The following is a 1,229-nucleotide window of genomic DNA, read 5'->3' on the forward strand; positions in this document are numbered from 1 at the left end:
GAGTCGCTGGTGGCGGTCCGCGTCATCCAGGGCATCGGCGGCGGCATGCTCATGCCGCTGGGCATGACGATCATGACCCACGCCGCGGGCCCGCAGCGGATCGGCCGCGTGATGGCGGTGCTCGGTGTGCCGATGCTGCTCGGACCGATCTGCGGCCCCATCCTCGGCGGCTGGCTCATCGACTCCTTCAGCTGGCACTGGATCTTCCTGATCAACCTGCCGCTGGGTGTGGTCGCCCTGATCCTGGCCTACATCGTGTTCGCGCCCGACAAGGCGAAGCCCTCGGAATCGTTCGACTTCCTCGGCATGCTGCTGGCCTCGCCCGGCCTGGCGCTGTTCCTGTTCGGTGTCTCCTCCATCCCGGAGAAGGGCACGGTGCTCGCCGCCCGCGTGCTCATCCCGGCGATCATCGGCGCTGTGCTGCTGGTGGCTTTCGTGTTCCACGCGCTGCGCACCGAGCATCCGCTGATCGACCTGCGCCTGTTCCGCAATCCGTCGCTGCGTTTCTCGGTGCTGACCATGTCGCTGTTCGCGACGGCGTTCTTCGGCGCGGGCTTCCTGCTGCCGAACTATCTGCAGCAGGTGCGCGGTGAGACGGCCTTCGATTCCGGCCTGCTCATGGCGCCACAGGGTATCGGCGCCATGCTGACGATGCCGATCGCGGGCTTCCTGGTCGACAAGATCGGGCCGGGCAAGATCGTCATGTTCGGCATCACCTTCATCACCATCGGCCTGGCGGGCTTCACCCAGCTGCACGCCGACACGTCCTACCTGATGATCGGCGCCGCGCTGTTCGTGATGGGTCTGGGCATGGGCTGCACCATGATGCCGGTGATGACCGCCGCCATCCAGACCCTCTCGCACGCCCAGGTCGCGCGCGGTTCGACCTTGATGAACATCATCAACCAGACCGCGGCCTCGATCGGCACGGCGACGATGTCGGTGGTGCTGGCCGCCCAGCTCAACGACCACCCCGAGGCCAAGATCGCCATCGCCTCGAACGCCCAACCGGACATCGCCGCGCAGGTGCCGCTGTCGGTGATCGAGCAAGGGCTGGAACTGGCCGCCGACGCGTTCAGCACTACCTATTGGGTCACCGTGATTCTCGCGGCGCTGACGCTGATCCCGGCGTTCTTCCTGCCGCGGAGCAAGCCCAAGGCTCCGGTCGACGCCGAAGCCGTCGCGCTGGTCTGACCCCTCGCACGGCGAAAGCCCGGACGGAACCTGGT

At 66.9% G+C, this 1,229-nt stretch carries 1 protein-coding gene; it reads left to right on the top strand.

The features are described 5' to 3' along the window. A partial coding sequence (locus tag ACFWPJ_RS33295) for a DHA2 family efflux MFS transporter permease subunit (protein ID WP_378857572.1) occupies nt 1-1,194 on the top strand: 1,194 nt, incomplete at its 5' end. Between the last annotated feature and the right edge of the window lie 35 nt (nt 1,195-1,229).

The organism is Nocardia sp. NPDC058497, assembly GCF_042720195.1.
In the GTDB taxonomy this organism is placed as follows: Bacteria; Actinomycetota; Actinomycetes; order Mycobacteriales; family Mycobacteriaceae; genus Nocardia.